A 23,457-nucleotide genomic window follows, 5' to 3' on the forward strand; every position below is an offset into this window, starting at 1 on the left:
AAGTCAAAAGTCAAAAATAATAAGTACTAATGACAAATGACGTAGGGCGAAGCCCTTCCCGAAGAGTATGACAAATGACCAATGACCAATGACAAAACTATGAAACTCGATGTCGTACAAAAAAGAGAACAGAAAACTGGATGGATCTTACTCTTACCAGCATTAATTGTCATGTTGGTAGTGTATGCTTATCCCATTTTACGAGCGTTTTGGCTGAGCGTCTTTACTCAAAACCTGGGAACTGAATTAGAACTGGTGTTTTCCGGCTTGAGTAATTACGGGCGGATGTTTAACGACGGGCGATTCTGGCAAAGTTTGTGGAACACCACCGTGTTTACAACTGCTTCCGTGTTGTCAGAATTAATTTTAGGTATTGGTGTCGCTTTGGTACTCAACCAAGCCTTTAAAGGACGGGGAATTGTGCGGACAATTACCTTAATTCCTTGGGCTTTGCCAACAGCAGTCATGGGGGTTGCGTGGGCGTGGATTTTTAACGACCAGTATGGTGTAGTTAACGATATATTACGCCGCTTGGGATTCATTGAAACGGGGATTAGTTGGCTGGGAAATCCGACACTGGCAATGATTGCGGTGATTTTAGCCGACGTGTGGAAGACAACACCATTTATTGCATTGCTGTTGCTGGCGGGGTTGCAGTCAATTCCTGGCGACTTGTACGAAGCGCATTCTTTAGATGGTGCAACTCCGTGGCAGAGTTTTTGGAAGATTACCGTCCCTTTGTTAATGCCGCAAATAATTGTTTCTTTGTTGTTCCGTTTTGCTCAAGCTTTCGCTATCTTCGACTTAATTCAAGTTATGACTGGCGGTGGTCCTGGGGGGGCAACGGAAACGGTTTCGATTTATATCTACAGTACGGTGATGCGTTATTTAGATTTCGGCTACGGTTCGGCGTTGATTGTCGTGACATTTTTGATTTTAGTCATTGCTGTAGCGATCGCATCCTTCCTCTTAACTAGAGCGCGGGCTAATGCCGCAGGAGTACGTTAATTATGGCAATTGCACAATCGCGATCGCAAGTCAAAGCAGGGATAAATTGGCGAGCCATTTGGCTACCAATTGCCGTAGCTTTAGTTGTTATATTCTTCCTCGCCCCCGTGCTGTGGCAGGTATTAACTTCCGTAAAGGTCAACGAAGACATCTCAGCCGTTCCTACAGTTTACTTTCCCACTCGCTTCACCTTGGAGCATTACGCATCCCTATTTACCCGTCGTCCATTTGGACTTTACATTTTAAATAGTGCCTTTGTTTCTATTACATCTACCCTACTGTGTCTAGCTTTTGGCGCACCAGCAGCTTATGTTTTGGCACGGTTGCGATTAGTGGGTAAGGAAGTTATTCTCGCGATCGTCCTAATCGTTACCTTATTTCCCACGGTATTACTATTTCTAGGACTGTTGGAAATCGTTCAAGTCACTAATTTAGCTAACAACTTTTTAGCGCTCATAATTCCATACACGGCGATTAATTTACCTCTAACAATTTTGGTAATGCGCAGTTTTTTCCAACAACTACCTAAAGATTTGGAAGATTCAGCGCGAGTTGATGGATACAACACATTTCAATTATTGTGGAAGATTCTATTACCCATGACTCTTCCGGCTTTAGTGACGACAGGAATTCTGACTTTTATTGCTGCTTGGAATGAGTTCATCTTTGCCCTAACATTTATTTCGCGAGAATCAATGAAAACCATACCCGTAGCAACCGCTCAATTGAGTGGGGCTTCGGTATTTGAAATTCCTTACGGACCCATCGCCGCTGCAACCATTTTAGGTACTCTACCTTTAATTCTCCTCGTCCTCTTCTTCCAGCGCAAGATCGTTCAAGGTCTGACTGCTGGTGCTGTTAAGGGGTGATTCAAAAGTCAAAAGTCAAAAGTCAAAAGTCAAAATTAAACACTCGCCACTACTCATTACTTACTTTTAAAAATGGCTAAACTCGAACTCAGAAATTTAAATAAAACTTATGCTCCTAAAGTTGTCCCAGTTAAAGATGTGAGTTTGACTGTGGATGATGGAGAATTTTTGACGTTACTCGGTCCTAGTGGCTGTGGTAAGTCTACAGTATTGCGGATGATTGCGGGGTTAGATGCACCAACTCGCGGACGCATCTATTTGGGTGGGGAAGATATCACCTCCAAACGACCAGGCGATCGCAATATGGCGATGGTGTTTCAAAGCTATGCTCTCTACCCGCACATGACGGTAAGCGAAAACCTCGCTTCTGGACTGAAGCTGAAAAAAGTTTCTCGCGCCGACATCGAACAACGGGTAGCGGAAGTTAGCAGACTATTGGGGCTGGATGAGTTAATGAACCGCAAACCAGGACAGCTATCTGGCGGACAAAGACAACGGGTAGCTGTCGGTCGGGCGCTGGTACGTCAAGCTCAGGTATTCTTGTTAGACGAACCCCTAAGTAACCTTGATGCTTTATTGCGGGAACGAGTCCGCGCCGATCTCAAGCGCATATTTGCAGCCCAAAAAGCCCCTGTAGTCTACGTCACCCACGACCAAACTGAAGCAATGACGCTTTCTACTAAGGTTGCTTTGCTCAATGACGGCTACTTACAACAACTCGACTCGCCCGATCGCATTTACAATCATCCGGCAAATCGATTTGTCGCAGGATTTGTTGGCAGTCCGCAGATGAATTTGCTTACCCTACCCTGTAAAGGTAGATCGGCAATGTTGGGCGAGTTCCAAATTCCCCTACCTGATTTACCCACCGTACCACCAGAAATCATTTTGGGTATTCGTCCTGAAAACGTTGGCATTGCCCAACCAGGCGACACTAGTTTTGTCCGAGGGCGAGTCAATGTTGTAGAAAACTTGGGAATGAACTATTTGGTCAATACGCGGGTCGAAAGTCACAGCGCCCCAACGCAGATCGTGCGGGCGTTGCTACCCACAGACCGTCGTTGGAACGAAGAGGAAGAAATTGCCCTTACCCTACCACCCCAACACCTACACTGGTTCGACGTTCAATCTGGAGATGCTTTAATTGGGCGACAGATGGCTGGGGTCAGGAGTTAGAGTATCGGGCGAATAGAATTCGCGACTATACAAACGAAGTCCGCCTACCCTTCGGGAACGCTTCGCGAACGCGGACTAACTACAAGTTATGTCTTTCAAACCCGCGCAGGCGGGTTTTGCCTGTGTAGCTGCGAATTCTATTCGCCCAAAATGGAATATGACTACTCCTCGCTGACTAACTTTCTCGCCTTATTTGCCCGCGCTTCAGCGTTTGTCATCACTTCGTCCATTTTCTCTTGGATTTCCCCTGGATAGTTTTCTAAAACTTTTGTGGAAAGAGAAATTCTGCCTCTACCCTCATCCAAATCGATAATTACTGCTTTGATTTCCTGCCCAATTTTAAACAGGGCGGGTAGAGAAGCAGTGTAATTTTGGCTGACTTGCTTGATGTGGAGTAGACCGCTGACTCCATTGAGATCGACAAATACGCCAAAAGCCTGAATGCTGGAAATTTTACCTGTAGCGAGTTGACCGATTTCCAATTGGCTGAAGCTGCTAGCGCGAGTCGCTAAGCGATTGGAAAGGACGAGTTTTTTATTGTCGTAATCGACTTCCAGAAAACTAGCTGTCAGGGTTTGACCCTTGAGCGATTCCATGTTTTCTTTTTCAACTAAATGCGATCGCGGAATAAAACCCCTCAAACCCAGCACGTCTACTGTCACGCCGCCCTTATTTGCTCCTGTCACTCGTACCTGCACTGTCTGGCGATTCTCTTGCATCTGCTCGATGCGCTCCCAAATGTGCTGAATTTCTAACTGACGGCGCGATAAAGTGACCTGTCCATCTGCATCTTGGTCGCGGATAATTAGAAACTCTAGTTCCTCTTGTAAAGGCAGTACGGTAGACAAATCCGTAACTTGTTGCAGGGAAGCTTGATCTGCTGGGAGAAAAGCAGCGGACTTACCACCAATATCGACATAAGCGCCGTTGCTGTCGTATTGAAAAACTTTACCACGTACTGTTTGCCCTTTCTGGAACTGATAGTCATGTTGTTCCAGTGCTTTAGCAAAATCCTCCATCGAGAACGATGAGCTAGATACAGATGGGGTCGAATCAGATTTCATAGGAATACAAAAAGGGAGTCGAGAGTCGTAGGGGCGGGTTTTGACAGGATATCCGTGAAATAACCCAGAATTGGGCGAATAAACCTGCCCGTACAGAAATAGGGAGCGGGAGTGGGGGGACAAGCGAGACAAAGGAAGAATCAAAATTTAACTTCTGCCTCCTGCTTCCTCACAAAGTTTCAAACAGGTGTTTCACTTGCTCCCAGGCATCAGCTGTAGCTTCTGGATTATAGCTTGCGCGGCGATCGCAGAAGAAGCCGTGACCTGCTCCATGATAGCGAAAGATCTTATAAGAGATGCGATGTTTAGTGAGTTCGGCTTCAATTTGGTTTATATGGTCGGTAGGAATACTCCCGTCCTCCAAGCCAAAAAAAGCATAAATTGTGCCGGAAATCTCGGCTGTACGAGTTAGGGTAGGAGAACCACCACCAGGAGTACGGGTAGGAATGCCAGCCCCATAAAAAGCCGCAGTCGCTTTAATATCTGGTAAAGTTGCAGCTAGATAAGCGACGTGACCGCCAAAACAAAAGCCAATGCAACCGATCGCCTCTGCTTTGACTTGGGGTAAAGCTTTCAAGTAATCGATCGCGGCTTGAATATCGCTTAACAGTTCTGACGCTTTGGTTTGCTCCCAAGCATATTTTCTCCCCACTTCTAATTCTTCTGGAGAATAGCCAGTCTCAAAACCTGGTGCGAGGCGTTGAAATAACGCAGGAGCGATCGCCACATATCCTAGCTTGGCAATTCTTTCTGTCACATCTCGTATGTGTGAATTAACTCCAAATACTTCTTGTAACACCACAATTCCAGGATACGTCCCATCTACTGTTGGTGCTGCTAGGTATGCATCAATATCCAAACCGTCAGCCGAAATTTTGACATGATTTGTCTGAATTTCTTTATCTGTCATGATGGTATAGATTCAGTTATCAGTAGAAAGTGAGTAGTGAGTGGTCATTTGTCATTTGTCATTGGTTGTTAGTTGACGGTAAACGCGCTCGCTACACTCCGTGAAGACCGTTGACGGTTGAAAACTGCTCCCTCAGCTTTCTTCTTACCCTACTCCCTACTCCCTAAAAAAATGGTTCAATTTCACATCCAGCCCGATAGCGATATTCCTGCTTCAACTCAACTTTACAATCAAATTCTTTACGCGATCGCCTCTAGACAGTTTCCACCTGGACAGCGTTTACCCAGTACGAGAGCTTTAGCAATCCAGACTGGTTTGCATCGCAACACTATTAGTAAAGTTTATCGTCAGCTGGAGGAAGATGGTTTAGTCGAAAGTTTGGCAGGTTCGGGTATCTACGTCCGCGCTCAAGCTCATGATAGCAGCCCCCGCTCGTCTTCCCCCGTGATAGAAAAATATCCCGCAGCAGAAAAGATTGTCCGACGCAGTTTAGAGGAATTACTCAAGTTAGGCTGTTCGCTCAACGAAGCACGGGAAGTATTTATCGCTGAAATTGATTGGCGATTGCGTAGTAGCGCTCAAGTCTTGGTGACGGTTCCATCTGACGACATCGGTGCGGGTAAGCTGATGATGGATGAATTGCAAAGAGCATTGGGTGTAACCGTTCAGTTGGTTCCGATTGAGGAATTAGCAGCAATTCTAGAACAAACACCTTCCGGTACGGTAGTGACGAGTCGCTATTTTATTGGTGTTGCAGAAGCGATCGCCTCACCGAAAGGAGTGCGCGTCATTCCTATAGATGTCTACGATTACAGTCAAGAAATTCAAACTTTGAAAAAATTACCAAAGGGTAACTGTGTAGGAATCGTCAGCCTCAGCTCTGGTTTGTTAAGAGGTGCGGAAGTGATTATTTACAGCCTGCGGGGAAGCGAATTACTAGTACGAACAGCCCAAACAGGAGACAGTTATAAGCTTAATGGCATTGTCAAAAGCGCCCACTTAATTATTAGCGATCGCGCCAGTTATGCTGCTGTTAGAGCCGCCGTTCAAGCTGCGAGAGAAAATATTATTCGTCCGCCCCAACTCGTTTGTTGCGAAAATTATATTGCCACTGACTCAATTGATTCTCTCAAGCGAGAACTGGGAATTGATTAGGAAGAAGAGTAAATGGTTGACGGTAAAAGCGCTCGCTACACTACCCCTTCGGGGAAGCAAGCTACGTGAAGACGGTTGACGGTTAATGGTCATTGTTCCCCGTTCCTCGTTCCCTGATAGCTGATAACTGATAACTGATAACTGATAACTGATAACTGATAACTGTTTAAACTTAAATCATTTACACTTAAAATATTAGATTAATACTCAACATTTAGCAAAGAAAATGACTGTAGACATTCATCCTTCTACTGGTTTGAAAGAAGCGATCGAGCAGCGCCGTGCGGCTAGAGCGTTTCGTTCCAATCCAATTCCCGAAGCAATATTAGAAGCAATTTTTCAGATAGGATTACGCGCTCCTTCCGGCTTTAATCTCCAGCCTTGGCGGTTCATTATCGTGCGAGAACAACACAATCGCGACAAACTCAAAGCCTGTGCCTCTAACCAGCGCCAAGTAGGAGAAGCCCCAGTTGTATTAATTTGCTGTGGCGATCGCACCAGTGCTGAAATGGAAAATATTGAAGCTGTCATCGCATTGGGTGCTGAAGTGGGGGCGATGAACGATGACTTTGCTAACTATATGCGATCGCAAATTCCGTCTTTCTTTGAAAATCGCCCCAGTTTCGAGTCGATGGAAGCTTGGACAAACCGCCACACCATGCTAGCTGTCGCCCATCTGATGTTAGTTGCTAAAAGCTTTGGTGTTGATAGTTGCCCGATGGAAGGTTTTTCTACAGCACGAGTCAAGGAAGCCTTCAATATTCCACCCCATGTCGATGTTTGCTGTTTAGTCGCCCTCGGCTACGCTGCCGAACCTTTCAAACAATACGGCGGACGCTTCAAAACCGATCGCGTTTGCTTCAGCGAAACCTACGGGGATCCTTTTTTAGGATAGACGTAGGGGCGCACAGCTGTGCGCCCCTACCCTCGGTAATTTTGCCTCCTACCTGCTTCATACAGACACCGGAAGCGCCAAAAACTCCCGTACTCGCTGAAGATAACTCTGAGGATCTTCCAGCATGGGAAAGTGAGCCGTATTGGGGATCGTCACAAACTCCACGCGATCGCTCAATGCGGCTGCCTGCTTGCCCATCGCCGCCGGAATAATCTTGTCATACTCCCCAGAAATTAATAACGTCGGCACTTTCAGACGAGTAAACTCCTGCGGCATCACTTCGGCTGCTGTCTTGCTGACAGAAGTAAAAATCGTTCCCAAAGCCGCTGCGTAATCTGCTATTAAAAAATCTTCCAGAAAAGCCAGACGTTCGGCAGCAGGAATAGAACGACGGAGAAACCGCGCCATAAACATGCGATCGGCAAATGGTATTTTCTTCAACCACTGGGGGCGAAACTTGACAACGTAACCGCCAAATTTATGAAAGGCAGCAAAAGCCTTCTCGTCATACTCAAAGATGCCGCTACAGGTAAGAATCGCTTTTTCTACCCGTGCTGGATAGCGATTGAGAAAAAATGTTGCTACCGACGCTCCCATCGAATGAGCGTTAAGGTATACCCGGTGTAATTCCAACCGATCCAGCAATCCTGCAAGATCTTCAGCGTACTCTTCTAGCTCGTAGCTTAACTCAGCGATCGCCTCGGCTTGTGCTTGCGGTGACTCTGCCTCAGCGAGATCGACGTTAGCAGCAGATAGGGCAGGTTTCCCGCGCGATCGCCCAAATCCCCGCATGTCATATAACAAGCAATCGAACTGTTCCGACAGCGCTTGTGCCGTACTGCGCCAATAACGAGCTGAACCCGCCCAGCCATGCACGAACACCATTACAGGCTTATTTTGTCCCGCCTCCGGTGTCCGAATCCACTCGTAATAATGCTCAACGCCACGGACTGAAATATAAGGCATTTTCAAACTGAAGCGTGAAAACCATAGTGTTGACAGTTAACCGTCAACTGTCAACTGTCAACCTCAAGCCGATTCCGGCTTAGGCATAGAAGACGGATGCAGTAACAGTTCGGCAGTAGAGCGTTTCTCTACCATTTCCCGCGTCACCGCACAACGAGTTAAATCTTTCCGCGATGGCAACTCGTACATCAACTCCAACATGAGTTCTTCGACGATTCCTCGCAGCGCCCGCGCCCCAGTCTTGCGACGATAGGCTTCTTGGGCGATCGCCCGCAGAGCTTCGGGTTTGAACTCTAGTTGAACGTTATCCATCTTCAGCAGTTTTTGATACTGCTTGACTAACGCGCTCTTAGGCTGAGTCAGAATTGCCACTAACGCTTCTTCATCCAATGGTTCAACCACAGCTACCATTGGCACGCGCCCGATAAATTCGGGAATCATGCCAAATTTCACCAAATCGTCTGGCTCTAAGTGGACGAGAATATCTGCCGTCCGCTTTTCTCGCGATAGCCCTTCTCCTGGCTGAATGAAACCTATTGACTTTTTGCCAATTCTCTGCTCTACGACTTTTTCTAACCCGACAAAAGCCCCACCGCAAATAAATAGGATGTTGCTAGTATCGATTTGGATGCAGTCTTGATATGGGTGTTTTCGTCCCCCTTGGGGTGGAACGTTCGCCACCGTGCCTTCCAGCATTTTTAGCAGCGCTTGTTGTACGCCCTCTCCCGAAACGTCCCTGGTAATTGAGGGGTTTTCACTCTTGCGGGCAATTTTATCAATCTCATCAATGTAGATAATGCCTCTTTGAGCTTCTTCTACATCTAAATCGGCAACTTGCAATAATCTGAGCAAGATGTTTTCTACATCCTCGCCAACGTAACCCGCCTCTGTCAGCGTCGTGGCATCGGCAACCGCAAACGGTACGTCAAGAATTTGCGCTAAAGTTTGCGCCAGTAGAGTTTTGCCGCAACCGGTCGGACCTATTAACAAAATATTAGATTTTTGTAACTCTACGATATCTTCTGCACCAGCTTTGCCACTATTATTTTTCGATTGCACTAAGCTCAGGCGTTTGTAGTGGTTGTAAACTGCTACCGATAAAACTTTTTTCGCCTCATCTTGACCGATAACGTGTTCGTCGAGATGTGCTTTAATCTCGCGGGGTTTGGGAATTTGGTTGAGCGAGATCCCCCCAGTTCGACTGCGCCGTTTTGGTGGTGGTTCTGGACGAGGCTGTTGAGGTGCAGCAGTAGTTGATTCTAATAACTCCTCATCCAGAATTTCATTGCACAAATCTACACATTCATCGCAGATGTAGACTCCCGGTCCGGCAATCAATTTCCGTACCTGCTCTTGCGATTTGCCGCAAAATGAACACTTTAAATGGGAGTCGTACTTAGACATAAGAAGCCTCTTACTTCACTGATGTGACTGCTTCGCCCGCTTTGGGGAGATTTTGCTTAGAGATCGTTTGGTCGATCAACCCGTAATCTTTTGCCTCTGCTGCCGACATGAAAAAGTCGCGTTCCGTATCGGCTTCGATTCTCTCCAAGGGTTTACCCGTGTGGTAAGCGAGGATTTCATTTAATCGCCGCTTGTGGTAGAGAATCTCTTTGGCTTGGATCTCAATGTCAACTGCTTGTCCTTGAGCGCCACCGAGGGGTTGATGGATCATGATTCGCGCGCTGGGTAGAGACATCCGTTTTCCGGCTGCTCCGGCTGCGAGCAAAAACGCTCCCATACTAGCTGCTAATCCAAAACAAATAGTAGCAACATCAGAGCGAATCTGCTGCATTGTGTCATAAATCGCCATACCAGCCGTGACCGAGCCGCCTGGAGAATTAATGTAAAGATGGATATCTTTTTCTGGGTCTTCAGCTTCTAAGAATAACAACTGAGCCACGATCGAATCAGCAACAGCATCATCGACTGGAGTGCCCAAAAAAACAATCCGCTCTCTGAGCAATCTAGAGTAAATATCAAAGGCACGTTCTCCCATGCCTGATTGCTCCACCACCATTGGCACGATATTGCTAGGACCCATCATAGAGTTTAGCTCTAGATGTTTGTGGCTGCTAATGAGTGGATAGTATGAGGACTGAGATACAAGCATAGATAATTGTTCCAGAAGTAGAGCCAGATGCAGTGCATTTAACTGGCGCTGAAGGCGATCGCACTTTTCACCAGTGGCTTTGCTATCTGTTGACTATTATGCCTCATGAACTAGGGGTTAGGAGTAAGGGGTAAGGGGTAAGGGAAAAGTTAAAAATCAAAAGTCAAAAGTCAAAATTTTCTTACATCCCACTCTCGACTACGCGGCTCCGATGCGGAGGATACCTCCGCCTCCACCCGCTTCCCGACTCGCCAATCACTCAGCTTCAGTTGCTTCTACTGTTATAGTTGCTTCTGATGCTTCTGGCTGGGTCGATTCTTCTATAATTTCCGCATCATCAATTTCATCTTCTTCATCGTCCTGTAAAGAGCCTTCTGGTACGAGTTCGATCGCAGAATGTTCTTCTAACCAAGCAAAAATCTTATCCGTTAGCAGTTCTTCTTGGACGACTTCTTTGAGTCTGTCTCGATCGATATCTTGACCGGAGTATTCAGCCATTAGCTCTTTGACCCGTGCTTCCACGGCAGCTGGCTCGACTTCAATCGATTCTTTTTTCGCGACTTCCTGTAGAGCTAGCGATCGCTTCAATCGATCGATCGCTTCTGGACGCGATCTCTGTCTTAGCTGCGGCACTGTATCTTTAGTAAACAGTTTCTTGACATCAATTCCTTGTCTTTGGAGCTGCATCGCCGTTTGCGTCAATAACGAATCGACTTCTTGCTCGATCATCGTCTCCGGTAAATCGGCTTCTAGATGCTCGATCAGATCGTCCAACAATGCCTGTTGCTTATTTGTCTTAGTTTTCTTTTCTGCTTCTTCGCGAAAACGAGTTTCTAGCGTCGAGCGCAATTCTGCTAAAGTCTCAAATTCACTAATTTCTTGAGCAAAATCGTCATTCAGCTCTGGCAACTCTTTCTCTTTTAACTCCTTCACCGTTACCGTAAACTTTGCTGGCTTGCCTGCTATTTCTTGCTGAGGATATCCTTCGGGAAACTGCGCCGATATTTCCTTTGTTTCCCCTGGACTCATACCAACAATGCCATCTACAAAGCCTTCAATAAATCTTCCTGGTGATAGCTCTGTTTCAAAATCCGTGGCTGAGGCTCCTTCGATCTCCTGTGGTTCTTCGCCTTCTGCTTCCGGTACGAGATAGCCCTTGAAGTCTATAATGACCACATCTCCCATTTGCGCCGCCCGTCCTTCTACAGGAATTAAGGTAGCTCGTTCCTGGCGATTTTCTTCTAAAACTTTTTCTACCCTTTCTGGGTCATATTTAACTTCCTCTGCCTTAACTTGTAAGCCGCTGTACTGCTTCAACTCAATTTCCGGCAGTACGTCCACCGCCGCAGAGAAAGTCAGGGGTTTTCCTGGCTCGAACGCACCAATCAAATCCTCAAAAGAGGAACGCAACTGAGGTTGACCGATCGCTTCTATTTCTGCTTGCTTAATGGCTTCCGTAATGCCACTTTGAATTAACTCTTCTAATGCTGCTGCCTTGATCCGCGTTGTCCCTAGCCGTTGCAACAAGATTTGGCGCGGCACTTTACCTTTACGGAACCCAGGAATATTGGCGGCGCGGGTGAAGTTTTGAATTACCTGCTCGTAACTCTGTTGAGACTTGTCGGCGGGAATTTCTATTTCCAGACCAATTTGACTGGCGGGAAGCTTTTCCTGGGTGACTTTCATTTTGATAGAGGATATGTAACTGATTGTTTTTTACCTGCTGAAGTACCACACTAGCACTAGTTCTACTCCGATCGCCTAATGCCATAAATTAGCGGCTGTGACCGACATTGCTTGCCTTGAGTGAGGACGATTTAAAGCGTTTTAGCTTTTCTGTTTGCTTGGCTCTCGACTTGCTCGGACAAATAACTGCTTTGAGGTCTAGTTGCTAGACGTAACTAGTCATCTATAGACTATACTGCTGGAACACCTGTTATGAACTGAATGCATTCTCCTCAATTTTCTGATAAGATGCCAGCTTATATGTGATGATAATTGTTAAAATCATTGGAACTTTTTGCGACCATCCACTCCAAGCCGCCAGCGATCGGCGAAAGCCGAAGGTTAACTGAATTGTTAAAATTACTTAAGTAGGGAGATAGAAAACGGCAGACAAGAGGCACAATAGTGAATCCTTAAATCTATAGATAGACTTTTTATCTTTTTCGTTCTAACAACACAATTATTTAAGTTCATCGTCATTGAATCCCGAACGTTAATGGGTTGCGATCGCCAAGGCTAATTTGAATTTTTTAAAACTTTAAAGTATAACCTCAAACTTTTAAGAAAACTCGTTTCAGTTTATTGCAATATTAGGAGGCAGAAATTTTGAGCAAATCCTATTCAGTTGCCATCTTGGGGGCAACGGGAGCTGTTGGAACAGAATTAATAAGTTTACTAGAAGAACGCCACTTTCCTGTCGCCCAATTGCGGCTACTCGCATCGCCTCGTAGCGCTGGTACAACCATGACATTTGCGGGAGAAAATATTCCGGTAGAGCCAGCGAGCGAGCGCTCCTTCGACAACATAGATATTGTCCTAGCTTCGGCTGGTGGTTCTACTTCTAAGGCATATGCTACCAAAGCCGTAGCAGCAGGAGCTGTTTTTATCGACAATTCCAGCGCCTTTCGGATGCACCCAGACGTTCCCCTCGTCATCCCAGAAGTAAATCCCCAAGCAGCAGCTACCCACAAAGGGATTATTGCCAATCCCAACTGCACCACTATTTTGATGAACGTTGCTGTTTATCCCCTCCATCAAGTCAGTCCGGTCAAACGGATCGTTGCCGCGACCTATCAATCAGCGAGCGGTGCTGGTGCTAGGGCAATGGAAGAAGTCAAAGCTCAAGCTCAAGCGATTTTAGCAGGCAATACCCCCACAACTGAGATCTTCCCCTACCCGCTGGCGTTTAATCTCTTCCCTCACAACACCCCGTTAAACGATCGAGGGTACTGTGAGGAAGAAATGAAAATGGTGAACGAAACCCGCAAGATTTTTGCCGAACCGCAGTTGCAAATTACGGCAACCTGCGTGCGGGTTCCCGTACTCAGAGCGCATTCGGAAGCGATTAATCTAGAATTCGAGCAGTCTTTAAGCGTTGCCGAAGCAAGGGAAATTTTGTCTCAAGCTCCCGGCGTGCGTGTAGTCGAAGACTTCGCTGCTAACTATTTTCCCATGCCCATCGATGCCTCCGGTCGCGATGAGGTACTCGTAGGTCGCATTCGTCAGGATATTTCCCATCCCCGTGGCTTAGAACTATGGCTGTGTGGCGACCAAATCCGTAAAGGTGCGGCTTTGAATGCCGTGCAAATTGCCGAATTATTGGTAGCCAAAGACCTACTTCAGCCCTCCGAAGTAGCAGTAGTGTAGGCAGATTGAGTGCAAGCAGATTTTTACAGTTCTTACAGCTGAGCGCTTTGGCAAAGAATGCCAACAGCTAAAAATTAGGAGTCAAGCGTGGTAGATTTTGGCAGAGTCGTGACCGCAATGGTCACGCCATTTCAAGCAGACGGGAGCGTAAATTATGCAGTTGCAGAGCAACTAGCGGCGCATCTAGTGGCACAAGGAAGCGATGCCCTAGTTGTCTGTGGTACGACGGGAGAGTCTCCCACTTTGAGTTGGGACGAGGAATACCAACTATTTCAAGTCGTCATTAAAGCTGTTGCAGGTAAGGCGCTAGTCATTGCGGGAACGGGTTCTAATTCTACTCAAGAAGCGATCGCAGCTACCCAAAAAGCGGCTAAAATAGGAGTACATGGTTCTTTACAAGTAGTCCCCTACTACAATAAACCCCCGCAAGCAGGGTTGTTTAAGCATTTCCAGGCGATCGCGCAAGCATGTCCCGATCTGCCAATGGTGTTGTATAATATTCCCGGTCGCACGGGTCAGAATCTCTTGCCGCAAACAGTGGCTCGGTTGTCAGCAATAGATAACATTGTCGGAATTAAAGAAGCGACAGGTAGCCTCGACCAAGCTAGTGAAATTAGTCGCATGACACCGCCAGAATTTAAAATCTACTCTGGTGATGATTCCCTCACATTACCTTTACTGGCGATCGGTGGTTATGGTGTTATTAGCGTGGCAAGTCATTTAGTTGGTAAGCAGCTACAACAAATGATTCAAGTCTTTGCCGCAGGACAAGTTCAAACGGCAACTCAAATTCACCTTCAACTACTCCCTCTATTCAAAAGTCTGTTCCTGTCAACAAATCCCATTCCCGTAAAAGCAGCCCTCAGACTTCAAGGCTGGGATGTAGGTTCAACTCGTCTACCGTTAGAAGACGACCAAAATGGATTAGCACAGAAACTCAAGCCAGTACTAGCAGAGTTAAACCTGATACAGGTATAGAGCTTTCAGACAACTGAATAATTCGTGCAAGATACTTCCAAGTCGTTATCGCGATCGCCCGGATTGAAAATAATTGCCCTTAATGACAACTTTTATCTATCGCAAAACCACCTGACTTTGTTTTATCTAACTCAAACAACAAACGTGAATCTAAAAAAACAACTGTAAATTAAGGATACAAATGAGTAACAACGGAACGACAGCCGCCGTCAAAATTATTCCCCTTGGCGGTTTACACGAAATTGGCAAAAACACTTGCGTTTTTGAATACAACGATGAAATTTTTCTCCTCGATGCAGGGTTGGCATTTCCTACCGACGAAATGCACGGGGTAAACATCGTTCTGCCAGATGTCACGTACTTACGTGAAAATCGGCATAAGATTAAGGGCATGATCGTCACCCACGGTCATGAAGATCATATTGGTGGCATTGCCTTTCATTTAAAGCAATTTGATATTCCGGTAATTTACGGTCCCCGCTTGGCAATGGCAATGCTAGAGGGGAAACTAGAAGAAGCAGGAGTCCGCGATCGCACGGAGTTAAGATCGGTACGTCCCCGCGAACTCGTCCGTATTGGTTCCTCTTTTATTGTTGAATTTATCCGCAACACCCACTCAATCGCTGATAGCTTCACCGTCGCCATTCACACCCCCCTTGGCTTAATTATCCACACGGGGGATTTTAAATTCGACCATACTCCAGTTGATGGCGAACATTACGACATTCAACGGTTGGCAGAACATGGAGAAAAAGGCGTATTGTGCCTAGTCAGTGATTCTACTAATTCCGAAGTTCCAGGGCATACACCTTCAGAACGATCGGTCTATCCCAACTTAGACCGTATTTTTATGCAAGCTAAGGGCAGAGTCCTCGTCACCACCTTTGCTTCCTCCGTACACCGGATCAACATGATTCTAGAATTGGCGCAAAAACACAATCGCGTCGTTTCAGTTGTCGGGCGATCGATGTTAAACGTCATTGCTCACGCTCGAAATCTAGGCTACATCAAATGTCCAGATAACCTGTTGCAGCCGCTACACGCCATTCGCCAACTTCCTGAAGAAAATGTTTTGATTCTCACCACTGGTTCTCAAGGCGAACCGATGTCAGCGATGACGAGAATTTCTCGCGGCGCACATCCCCATCTCAAAATCCGCGAGGGAGATACAGTTGTATTTTCAGCGAACCCGATCCCAGGTAATACGATCGCTGTAGTCAACACGATCGATCGCTTGATGATGCAGGGTGCTAAAGTTATCTACGGTCGAGAACAGGGCATTCACGTTTCTGGACATGGTTGCCAAGAAGACCAAAAATTAATGATTGCCTTAACTCGTCCCAAGTTTTTCTTACCCGTGCATGGCGAACATCGGATGCTAGTGAAGCACTCTCAAACAGCCCAAAGCATGGGAATTCCGGCTGAGAATATGGTCATCATCCAAAATGGTGACGTAGTAGGACTATCAACAGAGGAAATTAAGGTAGTTGGGAAAGTGCCGGCGGGGATCGAACTAGTCGATACCTCTGGTTCTGGTATTGTCAGCGGTAAAGTCTTGCAAGAACGCCAGCAAATGGCAGCAGATGGCATCGTTACCATCGCTGCTGCGATCGATTGGAATGGGAAGTTAATGACTAAGCCGGACATTCACCTACGGGGCGTAGTCACCACGATTAACCGCGATTTGCTGCAAAAGTGGGTACAAGAACAGATCGAGCAAATATTAAGCGATCGCTGGACGGATTTTGCTCGATCTTTTGACGGACAAGAAGTTGATATTGATTGGGCGGGATTGCAGGTACAGCTAGAAAAAGACTTACAACGGGCAATTCGACGCGAGTTACAATGTCAACCCACTGTCACCCTACTCATGCCTATCCCTGAAGAACCTGTCAAGGCAGCTGACGGTAGAAGACGGCGACGCACTACTGCGGCACCAGTCGCGTCATGAACAGTGACCAGTTAACAGTTAACAGTTATCAGTGACAGATAGGGTTCCTATCTAGATAGAAATAGATAGCTCATCACACAAAATTCCCCCAATTCTCCTTTAAAAGGCAGTTTTGGGGGATTTTATGTTGCCAGCGATCGGTGTAGAGATCTGACATGTCACATCGCTCTGGAGTGACTTAGCAACCAACAACCGTCAACTATCAACCCTCAACCCTCAACTCTCCATCAACTATAAAGAAAATCTAACGAAATTAGCTTGACAAATCGTCAAACATCGGTAAATATACGGAAGCTGCTTTTAATTATTTCTTTATTATTTTAAAAATTTCCGTATTGTTGCTCATACATCGCGCAGGAATTTTAGGCAGAATCAAAGCGATTCCTATTAGAGAGGTGGAACAAAAATTGTGTTTGAAACTACAAATAATAAATTTGTACTTTTGAATACAAAATCGAGATAGATGTGGTTCGTGCATCGCTTGAATGTTTGTTCTACATGCACTTCCAGTCAAATTCGCTAAACTTCACTAAAGTTTTATATAGGTCAAATTTCAAAAAAATCTCTCTATTCACCTACCAATTCTGCCAAATCGTTAGTTAACGTGGGGTAGTGATAAAGAGGTTCCTGAATTGAGAGAAAATCCACCAAAAATTTTTAATTGATTTAGGAAACATTATTCCGGTAAAGATCGTTGAGACATTGTATGTGTTCTATAGCAAGCTCAAGTTGCTTCATACAGTAAGAGGAGTGAATCATGAACGCTTCCCCATATACACCCCAAGACATTGCCCTAGCCAGTTGGATCTGGATCGACCAAACTCAACAGTCTCTAGAAATACCCATTGCAGCTAGTCCGTTACAGCAACCCAAACAGCGCAAATTAGACTTGTTGTTACCTCTACGTCGCTGGCTGGATAGCGTCAAAGTCCGCAATCCTCAGTTAGCACATCGCTTATGTCAACTTATTCCTTCCCAGTGTCCGTTTGAGCGAGATGTCGTTCTATTCGGTCGCAAGCTGTTCCATATTCCACCAATGTGCAAGCTCAACCCGCTTTACGAAGAAGTTGTAGGCTTGCGTTTCCGCGCCTTATGCTACCTAGCCGACGAATGTGGTGAAGACGTAACCCCTTACTGTTAACAGTTAACAGTTGACAGTTATCAGTGAAGAAAGGGATCGCACTAGCAGAGGGAAGAGAGCTGAGGAAGCAACTCAAAATTCACGCATTCACGCATTAATTCCGAATTCCGAATTCTCCCTACACCCCACACCCTATTCATCACGCACCACGCACCACTATCGATGTGACGATCGCTTGACATGGAGTTATACTGAGGCTGAGCTGCAACAACCTACAAGAAGGAGATCGCGGCTATCGGCGCTCAATATAATTACCAAATTATAAGTGTTAAGCGACTATGGGGAGATACTTCTTTCGCCAATGGTTAAACCTAGCAGCCAAAGCGACTAAAACTGCTGTTGTTTCATTTGGTTCCTTAGGGCTAGCAAGCAGTTTCTGGCTGGTAGTAGAGCATCACTCATCACAAATTGCCCGCACCCAAACAGTCAATGCTGACGTGACACTCGACCGTCGCCCCGACGAAACCTACGAAGCATTACGCAGTCGGGCTATAACAGCGGCTAGAACAGCAGCAACACAGAATTTAGCAACGAATAGACAAGCTACAGATGTCACCGTTACGGTAGTTATCCGCAATCGCGGGCAAATTGCACCCATACTCTCGCTGACGGCAAATCGCAACGAAGGAATTAACCCCGATCCCCGACAAGGAATTAAATATTTCGACCAAGCGCGATCGCTACTTCGATTTGACGAGCGTGACGTAGCAACAAACGATGCCAAGAGCGTGCCTCGAAGATCGTTTCCGAATCCGACTCCCTCCTCATCGAGAATGCCAGCCAACTCGAATTCTGGTAACACAAGAGGTAGTGGACAAGGAACGTTTTCCCAGCCAGGGCGCTTGATTCCATCTACCTCGGAACAGCCTACGAACACCACTCCCTTTAGTCAACTAGGTACGACAAACTCAACCAATACACCTAGCAATCAGACACAACCAGGTACGGGTTTAGTTCCTCAATCGTTGCCAGCCACAACCCCTGACTCCACAACCCCCAATTCATCGTCAGATACGCCGACAAACCAACCGACCACATTTCCTGGATCGTCGCCAAATACATCAACCAGTCCGTCTACAACAACTCCCGCTTCTTCTGACACGGGTTTAACTCCAGCAACACCTGCTATTCCTTCGGGACTCACACCCAGTCAACCCCTGACTCCATCAACCTCACCCCTACCAGGAACGAGTTCTACTCCCACAACTTCACCTTTTGGAAGCACTACGCCGACAACACAGCCTTGAGGTCAGGTATCAGTTATCAGTTATCAGTTATCAGTTATCAGTGAGGAGTGACTGGTGACTAGATCAAAACTAAGTATCTAGTTCCACCAGCCACCAGCCACTAACCACTCACTACTCGCTAAATATTTGGCTTACAATGGAAAGGTTGTGAAAAATTAAGTCTGTGTCGTCATGGCTGTTCCAAAGAAGAAAACATCTAAGTCTAAAAGAGATAAGCGCCGAGCCACTTGGAGAGGAAAAGCTGCGCTAGAAGCACAAAAAGCCCTGTCTTTAGGTAAGTCTATTCTCAGCGGACGTTCTAAGTTTGTCTATCCTAGTCCTGAAGAAGAGGAAGAAGATACTGAATCCTAAGTTGTGGTGTGCTTAGGAATCTAGCGATTGTGGATCTACCTAGAAATGTTGTTAGAGATCGGTGAGTTGCGCTAAAGATCTAAGTAAAGGTTTTTTAACCTTTCAATGCAACAGTAACCTATACGTCTACACCGCATGGTAGGAAAATTTTTTCAGAAACCAGGAGCAGAACAAAGCGATCGCGTCCCTCCTGGTCAATACTTAACCAAGGGGTTTCCCGTACTAACCTATGGTGATACTCCTCGGGTTAATCGAGAACAATGGCAATTTAAGGTTTGGGGTCTGGCACAACCGAAGACTCTGACTTGGGAAGATTTTATGGCGCTACCGCAGCATGATTTTACTGCAGATTTTCATTGCGTCACTCGCTGGTCTAAATTGGATGTCAAATGGACTGGCGTGAAAGTTACAGACTTTATGCAGCTGATTGAAATCGATCCTAAAGCCGCTTATGTCATGGAACATTGCTATGGCGGCTACACGACAAATATTCCTTTAGAAGACTTTCTGCGGGAAGAAAACTTTTTTGCCCATACTGTTTTTGACGAACCTCTTCCTGCCGAACACGGTGGACCAATGCGGTTAGTCGTACCTCACCTTTATGCTTGGAAAAGCGCTAAGTGGATCAATGGTCTAGAGTTTTTAGAACGGGAAGAATTAGGATTCTGGGAACGGAATGGCTATCATCGTCGAGGTGAACCTTGGGCAGAGGAACGCTACGGCGAAGGATTTTAAGGTCGCACCCCTCAACCCCCCTGGACAAGGGGGGTCATTTAAAATCAGTTTTTTCGGTCAATTGTAGAGTATAATAGATGGCTACTTCAATCGCGCCGTTCTTGGTAGTCGTCGGAAGATTTTGGATCGAGTTCCCATCGGCGATCGTCGCGGTCTTCTAAAATGTCTTGCGTGCGTAAAAAACTGCGATCGTCCATTTCCAGACCGACGGCTGCTTCTATCTCTTCAGTTATATCTTGGTCAGGAGTAGCGACAGTCCCGCCTACAGCCTCATCTCCTTCGTCTGCTGCTGTTTCCCAAGCCGCATCTATATCTCCACCCGTGAGTTCTGGGCTAGCACTTGTGTATTCTCCTGCTTCTCTACCAGCGTTCGTCCTTGGGTCATCGTGAACGCCAGTACCAAAAGATTCGGTAATTTCTTCTGGTAGTTCTTGTTCTCTATTTTTGCGATCGCTCATAACTTAGTGAGTAGTGAGTCGTGAGTGGTTAGTGGCTGGTGGCTAGATTCTTTGTTTCGATCTAGTCAATAGTCACTCCTCACTGATAACTGTTAACTGACAACTGATAACTGACAACTGACCCTAAGATATCGCTTCACAGCAGTTTGCACCTATTCCTAGAGTTATATCCCTGTGGATAAATGTAATCCATACCCTTTGGAGGAAGAGGATTTGGGGTGTGGCTGCATAGGCTTGGTACTGGAGCAAAGAAGTATTACTGAGTTTGAGGACATTACAGAGTGAAGTACGACGAGTTCATCAAACACGTTCAGACAGTAGCACAGATGGAGGCTCGTGAAGATGCAAAACGGGCGACACAAGCAACTCTGGAAACTATCAGAGAAAGAATTGTCGGTAATGAAGCCAAGGATTTAGCTGCGCAATTACCGCAGCAGTTGGCTGAATATTTGCGTGGAAGAGAGGGTGAAGACGGTCAGCCTTTCTCAATGGAAGAATTCTTACAGCGCGTCAGTGCAAAAGAGCAAGTAGAGCCAACAGTCGCAGCTAACCACGTCCGTGCTGTATTTGCAGTATTGCAGAATGCAGTGACACCTGGAGAATTTACCGATTTCAAAGCAAATTTTTCTGAGGATTATATCGACTTATTCGCCACCGGATCGAATCTAGGAGCATCTGCTGCTTCGTAGCGATCGCTATTTTCGATTTTCAATAAAACCTACGAATAGGAGGGCTATATGACACAAACTAACGGTAATTTTGGTAAAAAAAGAGTTGCCATTCTGATTGAGAATGGTGTGGAAGATGCGGAATTCAAAATTCCTTATGAAGCCTTGAAAATGGCGGGAATTGAAACCGTAGTTCTCGGTTCTCGCACGAACGAGACATACAAAGGTAAGCAAGGTAAAGTCTCGCAATCGGCTGATGGCACGACAACTGAAGCAGTGGCATCAGAATTCGATGCCGTGATTATTCCTGGTGGCATGGCTCCCGACAAAATGCGTGTCAATCCTAACACTGTGCGCTTCGTTCAAGAGGCGATGCAACAAGGCAAATTAGTTGCTGCTGTCTGTCATGGACCCCAAGTGTTAATTGAAGGCGATCTGCTGCGAGGCAAGCAAGCCACAGGATTTATTGCCGTGCGTAAGGACATGATCAATGCAGGGGCAAACTATGTCGATGAGCCACTGGTCATTGATGGTAATTTAATCACTTCCCGTCAGCCCGGAGACTTGGCAATCTTCACCACAGCTATCCTCAGCCGTCTGGGTTACGGTGGCAAAGAAGCTGCTTTACCAGATGTACGAGATGTTAACGCCGAATGGTGGAAACTAGCTGATGCTTGGGGTGGTTCTACCAAAGGAGAAATTGTCAAAGGGCTAAATACTGCTTTAGCTGGTGAGAAGTACGCTCAAGAGGCGTTTGGGCAGTATATAGAGAAAGCATCTGACCCTCAATTTAAGGCATTGTTGCTAGAGATTGTTGCTAATAAGCAGCAACACATTGAGCAACTCGAAGCAAGGCTAGCAGCGTTAGGTGAAAAACCATCACTTACGGCAAATGTGGCTGATAAGTATGCCAAGGTGAAGACTGCTTTACAAGGTAGCGACGATCGCGATTTAATGCGGCGGGCTTTGGGAGATATTCAGACAGGTGTGGTAGATGCGCACAATTTGTTTGTTCAATTTACAGATCCGGTGTCTACGGCTTTGTTTAAGCAGATCGAGCAAGATGGAGCGTTGTACGAACGCCATATGGCAGAACTCTATCGCTCGCGGGTAGGAACTACGCAGCCTGGGAAGCCGACAACTGGCGCTGCGGTAACTATGTAGGAGATCCCCCCAACCCCCCTTTTTAAGGGGGGCTAAAAGACCCCCCAACCCCCCTTTTTAAGGGGGGCAACATATTTCGGAGAAGGAAGACAAAGACAGTGGCTTCAGTTTCAGAAAATCAACAAGGACAGGGAGATAGTAACGAAATCGGGCGCTGGGCATCGCTGATTGGTGGCGGTGCGATGGTACTGATGGGGTTACAACAGCGATCGCTACGAGGTGCTTTGTTGGCGATCGCAGGTGGTGGATTGGCATATAAAGCAGCAACGGAAAAGGGCGATATGCAACAAGCATTGGGTTTAAACCAAGCAATTAAGGTAGAAAAAACAGTAACGATTAATAAGCCTGCTGATGAGCTATATCGTTACTGGCACGATTTCAAATATCTGCCAACGTTTATGAAACATCTCAAATCAGTAGAGGTGTACGACAACAAGCGATCGCATTGGGTAGCAAATGCACCTTTAGGTGCAAGTGTTGAATGGGATGCAGAGATTATTGAAGACCGCGAAAACGAATTTATTTCCTGGACTTCAGTAGAAGGAGCAGACGTAGACAATTCTGGTTTTGTTAGATTTAAGCCAGCGCCAGGAAATCGCGGTACGGAAGTAAAAGTCGTCATTGAATATGCGCCCCCAGGAGGAGCTTTAGCAGCAGCAGTTGCCAAACTCTTTGGTGAGGAACCAGAACAACAAATCGGTGACGATCTGCGCCGTTTCAAAATGCTGATGGAAGCAGGTGAAATTGCTACTAATGAAGGACAACCGAGGGGTAAGTCGTAAGTTGTAAGTCGTAAGTTGTAAGTGACAAGACAAATATCAGTTGGTAAGAAGGAAAGAGGAAGTTTATGAATCGTTTAATAGTTTGGTTTCGACGGTTAACCGTTGCTTTTCTAGTTGGTATAACTTTGATTGGATTGCAATTTGGCTCTGTAGTATATCCAGCTCAAGCTGAAACCGTGACACCTGAAGCTAATTCATATCAGTCTCAGCAGCCTAAAAAAACTGAAGAATTGGGGAAGAAGACAAAAAATAGTCTCAAAGAAGCTGCCGAAAACGTCAAAGAAAAACTCAATTTAGATGAACCGCTCGACCCAGGCACAAAACAAGTATTAAATTCCACTCAGAAAAGAGTAGAAAAGGCAGTCAAACCTATAACTGGGAAAGAGCAAGGCACGTATCAACAGAACTAAAGGTAATAGGTGTTGACCAATTACCAATTACCAATTACCAACTA

Annotated in this window: 24 protein-coding genes; 17 read left to right on the forward strand and 7 right to left on the reverse strand. The window is 46.1% G+C overall.

What is annotated here, in order from left to right; all coding sequences use genetic code 11:
* Nucleotides 1–81: 81 nt before the first annotated feature.
* The 3 genes from QH73_RS07410 to QH73_RS07420 all read left to right on the forward strand — a co-directional run bounded on the left by QH73_RS07410 (nucleotide 82) and on the right by QH73_RS07420 (nucleotide 3,053).
* Nucleotides 82–1,008, forward strand: coding sequence for a carbohydrate ABC transporter permease (locus tag QH73_RS07410; protein WP_052290077.1), 927 nt, complete (start codon nucleotides 82–84; stop codon nucleotides 1,006–1,008).
* Nucleotides 1,009–1,010: 2 nt separating this feature from the next.
* Nucleotides 1,011–1,877 (forward strand): carbohydrate ABC transporter permease, encoded by an 867-nt coding sequence (locus tag QH73_RS07415; RefSeq protein WP_039715802.1) that lies wholly within the window; start codon nucleotides 1,011–1,013, stop codon nucleotides 1,875–1,877.
* 72 nt (nucleotides 1,878–1,949) lie between these two features.
* A complete protein-coding gene (locus QH73_RS07420; RefSeq protein ID WP_039715803.1) occupies nucleotides 1,950–3,053 on the forward strand; it encodes an ABC transporter ATP-binding protein in 1,104 nt (367 codons plus the stop codon).
* A 161-nt stretch (nucleotides 3,054–3,214) separates the two neighbouring features.
* Here QH73_RS07420 and QH73_RS07425 read toward each other — a convergent pair whose 3' ends face one another.
* Together QH73_RS07425 and QH73_RS07430 are read right to left on the reverse strand one after the other, a co-directional pair.
* The gene (locus QH73_RS07425; RefSeq protein ID WP_039715804.1) at nucleotides 3,215–4,117 is read right to left on the reverse strand and encodes a S1 RNA-binding domain-containing protein; all 903 of its coding nucleotides are present in this window, start codon (nucleotides 4,115–4,117) and stop codon (nucleotides 3,215–3,217) included.
* 169 nt (nucleotides 4,118–4,286) lie between these two features.
* Nucleotides 4,287–5,027, reverse strand: coding sequence for a dienelactone hydrolase family protein (locus tag QH73_RS07430; protein WP_039715805.1), 741 nt, complete (start codon nucleotides 5,025–5,027; stop codon nucleotides 4,287–4,289).
* Nucleotides 5,028–5,198: 171 nt separating this feature from the next.
* On the opposite strand from QH73_RS07430, the gene QH73_RS07435 reads away from it, so the two are divergent.
* Nucleotides 5,199–6,182, forward strand: a complete 984-nt coding sequence (locus QH73_RS07435; protein WP_039715806.1) for a GntR family transcriptional regulator — start codon at nucleotides 5,199–5,201, stop codon at nucleotides 6,180–6,182.
* A 226-nt stretch (nucleotides 6,183–6,408) separates the two neighbouring features.
* On the forward strand, nucleotides 6,409–7,077 hold the full coding sequence (locus QH73_RS07440) for a nitroreductase family protein (protein ID WP_039715807.1): 669 nt from the start codon (nucleotides 6,409–6,411) through the stop codon (nucleotides 7,075–7,077).
* A 57-nt stretch (nucleotides 7,078–7,134) separates the two neighbouring features.
* Here the strand turns inward: QH73_RS07440 and QH73_RS07445 are convergent, their stop codons facing one another.
* The 4 genes from QH73_RS07445 to tig all read right to left on the reverse strand — a co-directional run bounded on the left by QH73_RS07445 (nucleotide 7,135) and on the right by tig (nucleotide 11,842).
* Entirely contained in the window at nucleotides 7,135–8,043 is a 909-nt protein-coding gene (locus QH73_RS07445; protein ID WP_039715808.1) for an alpha/beta fold hydrolase, read from the reverse strand.
* 63 nt (nucleotides 8,044–8,106) lie between these two features.
* Nucleotides 8,107–9,447 (reverse strand): ATP-dependent protease ATP-binding subunit ClpX, encoded by a 1,341-nt coding sequence (gene clpX / locus QH73_RS07450; RefSeq protein ID WP_039715809.1) that lies wholly within the window; start codon nucleotides 9,445–9,447, stop codon nucleotides 8,107–8,109.
* Nucleotides 9,448–9,457: 10 nt separating this feature from the next.
* Nucleotides 9,458–10,156, reverse strand: coding sequence for an ATP-dependent Clp endopeptidase proteolytic subunit ClpP (gene clpP, locus QH73_RS07455; RefSeq protein ID WP_039715810.1), 699 nt, complete (start codon nucleotides 10,154–10,156; stop codon nucleotides 9,458–9,460).
* A 255-nt stretch (nucleotides 10,157–10,411) separates the two neighbouring features.
* Complete coding sequence (gene tig, locus QH73_RS07460) at nucleotides 10,412–11,842, reverse strand: trigger factor (protein WP_039715811.1); 1,431 nt, start codon at nucleotides 11,840–11,842, stop codon at nucleotides 10,412–10,414.
* Between the two features lie 645 nt (nucleotides 11,843–12,487).
* Between tig and QH73_RS07465 the strand changes: the two genes are divergently transcribed.
* From QH73_RS07465 to QH73_RS07500, 8 genes are all read left to right on the forward strand, one after another.
* The gene (locus tag QH73_RS07465; protein ID WP_039715812.1) at nucleotides 12,488–13,528 is read left to right on the forward strand and encodes an aspartate-semialdehyde dehydrogenase; all 1,041 of its coding nucleotides are present in this window, start codon (nucleotides 12,488–12,490) and stop codon (nucleotides 13,526–13,528) included.
* Between the two features lie 87 nt (nucleotides 13,529–13,615).
* On the forward strand, nucleotides 13,616–14,506 hold the full coding sequence (gene dapA, locus QH73_RS07470) for a 4-hydroxy-tetrahydrodipicolinate synthase (RefSeq protein ID WP_039715813.1): 891 nt from the start codon (nucleotides 13,616–13,618) through the stop codon (nucleotides 14,504–14,506).
* Nucleotides 14,507–14,687: 181 nt separating this feature from the next.
* Nucleotides 14,688–16,457 (forward strand): ribonuclease J, encoded by a 1,770-nt coding sequence (locus QH73_RS07475; RefSeq protein ID WP_039715814.1) that lies wholly within the window; start codon nucleotides 14,688–14,690, stop codon nucleotides 16,455–16,457.
* Nucleotides 16,458–17,214: 757 nt separating this feature from the next.
* Nucleotides 17,215–17,598, forward strand: coding sequence for a Mo-dependent nitrogenase C-terminal domain-containing protein (locus tag QH73_RS07480; RefSeq protein ID WP_015153862.1), 384 nt, complete (start codon nucleotides 17,215–17,217; stop codon nucleotides 17,596–17,598).
* 10 nt (nucleotides 17,599–17,608) lie between these two features.
* Nucleotides 17,609–17,863, forward strand: coding sequence for a hypothetical protein (locus QH73_RS07485; protein ID WP_132866729.1), 255 nt, complete (start codon nucleotides 17,609–17,611; stop codon nucleotides 17,861–17,863).
* 13 nt (nucleotides 17,864–17,876) lie between these two features.
* Nucleotides 17,877–18,845: a hypothetical protein gene (locus QH73_RS07490; RefSeq protein WP_132866731.1), complete on the forward strand. Its 969-nt coding sequence runs from the start codon at nucleotides 17,877–17,879 to the stop codon at nucleotides 18,843–18,845.
* Between the two features lie 171 nt (nucleotides 18,846–19,016).
* Nucleotides 19,017–19,196, forward strand: a complete 180-nt coding sequence (gene rpmF / locus QH73_RS07495) for a 50S ribosomal protein L32 (protein WP_132866733.1) — start codon at nucleotides 19,017–19,019, stop codon at nucleotides 19,194–19,196.
* 135 nt (nucleotides 19,197–19,331) lie between these two features.
* Entirely contained in the window at nucleotides 19,332–19,931 is a 600-nt protein-coding gene (locus QH73_RS07500; RefSeq protein ID WP_039715815.1) for a sulfite oxidase-like oxidoreductase, read from the forward strand.
* Between the two features lie 86 nt (nucleotides 19,932–20,017).
* Here the strand turns inward: QH73_RS07500 and QH73_RS07505 are convergent, their stop codons facing one another.
* Nucleotides 20,018–20,389, reverse strand: coding sequence for a DUF6335 family protein (locus QH73_RS07505; protein WP_039715816.1), 372 nt, complete (start codon nucleotides 20,387–20,389; stop codon nucleotides 20,018–20,020).
* A 281-nt stretch (nucleotides 20,390–20,670) separates the two neighbouring features.
* Between QH73_RS07505 and QH73_RS07510 the strand changes: the two genes are divergently transcribed.
* From QH73_RS07510 to QH73_RS07525, 4 genes are all read left to right on the forward strand, one after another.
* Nucleotides 20,671–21,078, forward strand: coding sequence for a DUF2267 domain-containing protein (locus QH73_RS07510; protein WP_039715817.1), 408 nt, complete (start codon nucleotides 20,671–20,673; stop codon nucleotides 21,076–21,078).
* Between the two features lie 48 nt (nucleotides 21,079–21,126).
* Nucleotides 21,127–22,221, forward strand: coding sequence for a DJ-1/PfpI/YhbO family deglycase/protease (locus QH73_RS07515; protein ID WP_039715818.1), 1,095 nt, complete (start codon nucleotides 21,127–21,129; stop codon nucleotides 22,219–22,221).
* 98 nt (nucleotides 22,222–22,319) lie between these two features.
* Nucleotides 22,320–23,003: an SRPBCC family protein gene (locus tag QH73_RS07520; RefSeq protein ID WP_039715819.1), complete on the forward strand. Its 684-nt coding sequence runs from the start codon at nucleotides 22,320–22,322 to the stop codon at nucleotides 23,001–23,003.
* Between the two features lie 65 nt (nucleotides 23,004–23,068).
* Entirely contained in the window at nucleotides 23,069–23,413 is a 345-nt protein-coding gene (locus QH73_RS07525) for a hypothetical protein (protein ID WP_052290078.1), read from the forward strand.
* The last annotated feature ends 44 nt before the right edge of the window (nucleotides 23,414–23,457 follow it).

The sequence above is a fragment of the Scytonema millei VB511283 genome (assembly GCF_000817735.3).
In the GTDB taxonomy this organism is placed as follows: Bacteria; Cyanobacteriota; Cyanobacteriia; order Cyanobacteriales; family Chroococcidiopsidaceae; genus Chroococcidiopsis; species Chroococcidiopsis millei_B.

What these genes read in the sequence shown, in the direction of transcription:
- QH73_RS07500 (WP_039715815.1), top strand. Translation starts at nt 19,332, where the DNA reads ATGGTAGGAAAATTTTTTCAGAAACCAGGAGCAGAACAAAGCGATCGC.
- clpX (WP_039715809.1), bottom strand. Translation starts at nt 9,447, where the DNA reads ATGTCTAAGTACGACTCCCATTTAAAGTGTTCATTTTGCGGCAAATCG.
- QH73_RS07525 (WP_052290078.1), top strand. Translation starts at nt 23,069, where the DNA reads ATGAATCGTTTAATAGTTTGGTTTCGACGGTTAACCGTTGCTTTTCTA.
- QH73_RS07480 (WP_015153862.1), top strand. Translation starts at nt 17,215, where the DNA reads ATGAACGCTTCCCCATATACACCCCAAGACATTGCCCTAGCCAGTTGG.
- rpmF (WP_132866733.1), top strand. Translation starts at nt 19,017, where the DNA reads ATGGCTGTTCCAAAGAAGAAAACATCTAAGTCTAAAAGAGATAAGCGC.
- QH73_RS07490 (WP_132866731.1), top strand. Translation starts at nt 17,877, where the DNA reads ATGGGGAGATACTTCTTTCGCCAATGGTTAAACCTAGCAGCCAAAGCG.
- QH73_RS07410 (WP_052290077.1), top strand. Translation starts at nt 82, where the DNA reads ATGACCAATGACAAAACTATGAAACTCGATGTCGTACAAAAAAGAGAA.
- QH73_RS07435 (WP_039715806.1), top strand. Translation starts at nt 5,199, where the DNA reads ATGGTTCAATTTCACATCCAGCCCGATAGCGATATTCCTGCTTCAACT.
- tig (WP_039715811.1), bottom strand. Translation starts at nt 11,842, where the DNA reads ATGAAAGTCACCCAGGAAAAGCTTCCCGCCAGTCAAATTGGTCTGGAA.
- QH73_RS07420 (WP_039715803.1), top strand. Translation starts at nt 1,950, where the DNA reads ATGGCTAAACTCGAACTCAGAAATTTAAATAAAACTTATGCTCCTAAA.
- QH73_RS07425 (WP_039715804.1), bottom strand. Translation starts at nt 4,117, where the DNA reads ATGAAATCTGATTCGACCCCATCTGTATCTAGCTCATCGTTCTCGATG.
- QH73_RS07430 (WP_039715805.1), bottom strand. Translation starts at nt 5,027, where the DNA reads ATGACAGATAAAGAAATTCAGACAAATCATGTCAAAATTTCGGCTGAC.
- QH73_RS07475 (WP_039715814.1), top strand. Translation starts at nt 14,688, where the DNA reads ATGAGTAACAACGGAACGACAGCCGCCGTCAAAATTATTCCCCTTGGC.
- QH73_RS07515 (WP_039715818.1), top strand. Translation starts at nt 21,127, where the DNA reads ATGACACAAACTAACGGTAATTTTGGTAAAAAAAGAGTTGCCATTCTG.
- QH73_RS07415 (WP_039715802.1), top strand. Translation starts at nt 1,011, where the DNA reads ATGGCAATTGCACAATCGCGATCGCAAGTCAAAGCAGGGATAAATTGG.
- QH73_RS07440 (WP_039715807.1), top strand. Translation starts at nt 6,409, where the DNA reads ATGACTGTAGACATTCATCCTTCTACTGGTTTGAAAGAAGCGATCGAG.
- QH73_RS07445 (WP_039715808.1), bottom strand. Translation starts at nt 8,043, where the DNA reads ATGCCTTATATTTCAGTCCGTGGCGTTGAGCATTATTACGAGTGGATT.
- clpP (WP_039715810.1), bottom strand. Translation starts at nt 10,156, where the DNA reads ATGCTTGTATCTCAGTCCTCATACTATCCACTCATTAGCAGCCACAAA.
- QH73_RS07505 (WP_039715816.1), bottom strand. Translation starts at nt 20,389, where the DNA reads ATGAGCGATCGCAAAAATAGAGAACAAGAACTACCAGAAGAAATTACC.